General features: G+C 65.0%; 2 protein-coding genes. Both read left to right on the top strand.

Annotation, left to right across the window (positions count from 1 at the left end):
• The coding region (locus tag AC1DSN_RS21280) for a TolC family protein (protein WP_477332721.1) at positions 1–1,119 on the top strand (1,119 nt) is incomplete at its 5' end.
• A partial coding sequence (locus tag AC1DSN_RS21285; protein WP_477332723.1) for a thiamine pyrophosphate-binding protein occupies positions 1,116–2,516 on the top strand: 1,401 nt, incomplete at its 3' end. The genes AC1DSN_RS21280 and AC1DSN_RS21285, both read left to right, overlap by 4 nt.

The following is a 2,516-nucleotide window of genomic DNA, read 5'->3' on the forward strand; positions in this document are numbered from 1 at the left end:
GGCATGAAGTGGCTGCTGTTTGACTTCGGGCGCCGCAAGGGCAGGGCGGAGGAAGCCCGGCAGACCACACTGGCTGCAGAGGCGAACGTCGCAGGGAGTCGCCAGAAGCTGTCGTTTGACGTTAGCCAGGCCTACTTTTCCCTGGTCTCTGCCGCAGCCAGCGTGCGTGCCGCCACCGGAATCGTCCAGGCTGCRCAAACCACCGAAGAGGCCGTCGTCGCGCAGAACCGGGCCGGGCGCGCCACCGTCGTCGCCGTGGCTCAAGCACAGCGGCAGGTCGCTGCCGCCAAGCTCTCGGCAGTCCGCGCGCGCGGGGCCGAGCGTGCGGCCAATGCGGTGTTGGTCAGCACGGTGGGTCTGCCCCCGGAAACCGAAATCATCCTCGCCGACGAGACGGCCCCGGCCAATGCCACCGTCGTCCGCGCCCCGGTCAGGGGCCTGATTGCCGAAGCGCTGCGTCGCCGGCAGGACCTGCAGGCGGCAGGCAGTCAGGTCAGTGCGGCCAACGCCCGCCTCGACGCAGCAAGGGCCGCCTACCGGCCGACCATTTCGCTGAGCGCGCAGGCTTTTCAAAACGCTGGCGCGGTCAGCAGCGATGGCAGCCGCTACTCGTCCGTCAACCGGCCCGGCGGGGCCATTCTGGTTGCCTTCGAATTGCCGCTGGTCGACGGCGGCATGCGCAGAAGCAACGTTGCCATGGCCAACTCTCAGGTCGCCGGCGCACTCGACCAGCTCGACGCACTCAAAGACCGCATCTCCGCTGAAGTTGTCCGCGCCGACRTTGCGCTCGCAACAGCCGTGCAGCAGCGGGATGAAACCGACGCGTATGTCTCGGCGTCAAAGGCGGCCTTCGATGCCGCGCTCGCCAGCTTCAGGCGCGGTCTCTCGACCGTCCAGGAGGTTGAATCGGGCAACGCCGCTTTGGCCGAGGCAATCGCGGACCGGGAATCGGCGAATGCTGACCTTCAGGTCGCCGTCGCGCAGCTGGCACTGGCGACGGGCGCCATTTCAGTGGACGCAACCGAAGCCGGCGATGGCAAGCGTCCGCAGGATGAGCCGCGCGCGCAGCACGCCGTTGCATCCGACATCCCCATCCTTCAACCAGGAGAACGTCCATGAGCAAGAAAACCGCGCAGATCATCGTTGAAACGCTCGAAGCAGCAGGCGTCAAACACTGCTACGGCATCGTGGGCGACACGATGAACCTTCTCGCCGAACACATCGAGGGAAGCACCATCGAATGGGTCCACATGCGCCACGAGGAAGCCGGCGCCTTTGCCGCCGGGGCAGAGGCCATGGTCACGGGTCAGCTGACCGCGTGCGGGGGCAGCTGCGGGCCAGGCAGCCTCCACTTCATCAATGGCCTCTACGAAGCCAACCGCAACCGCGCGCCGGTCGTTCTCATCGCAAGCCAGATCCAGCGCAGCGACATCGGCTTCAGTTCCATCCAGGAGGTCGATTTCACACGCGTCTTCGACGAGTGCTCGGTGTATTGCGACATGATTCTCACCCCCGACCAGGCGCGCAAGAAGACCGTTCTTGCCTGCCAGGCAGCGCGGTCGTTGCGCGGTGTGGCCGTGCTCATCGTCCCGGTCGACATCTCCGACTCGCCCGTCACCAATGATGTGCCGTTCAGTGTCCAGGTCAGCCAGCCCCTGGTGCGTCCCAACGACAACGAGCTCCAGCGCATCGCGGACATCCTCAATGCAGGAAACCGCATTGCAATTTATGGCGGCTCCGGTTGCGAGGGCGCCCTCGACGAGATTCTCGCCGTGGCCGATTGTCTCAAAGCACCCATCGCGCACACCTCCCGCGCCAAGGACTTCCTCGAGTTTGGCAATCCCCACAACATCGGCATGACGGGCATCCTCGGCAACGAGGCGGGCTTCAATGCGGTGCTCAAGTGCGACACCCTCCTGCTGCTCGGTGCGGACTTTGCGTGGCGGCAGTTTTACCCTGACCACGCCGACATCGTGCAAATCGACATCGACCCCATGCATCTGGGACGCCGTCACCCGGTGACACTGGGCGCGGTCGGTGACGTCAAGGAGACCATGAAAGCCCTCCTGCCGCTGCTCAACCGCCGGGAAGACACGGTCTTTCGCGACGAGTATGTCAACCGCTACAACAAAACCATGGCCGAGATGCGCGGTCACGCGAAGCCCGGCGCCCACGACTCGATTCCCGGCTCGTACCTCGCCAGTGTGCTCGACCGTGTCGCGGCCGATGACGCCCTCTTTACCGTCGATGACRGCACGCCGCTGGTGTGGGCGCTCCGCTTCATCCATGCAACGGAAAAGCGCCGCATCGTCGGCAGCCTCCTGCACGGCACCATGGCGGCAGGCCTCGCCTCCGCGCTCGGGCTGCAAAAATCCCATCCCGGCCGCCAGGTCATCAGCATGTGCGGTGACGGGGGGCTCGCCATGCTCTTTGGTGATCTGATGACGACCGTGCAGGAGAACCTGCCGGTCAAGATCATCGTCTTTGACAACGGCAAACTCGGCTTTGTGGAAATC

Source organism: Luteibacter sp. P4_D7_3, from assembly GCF_056401735.1.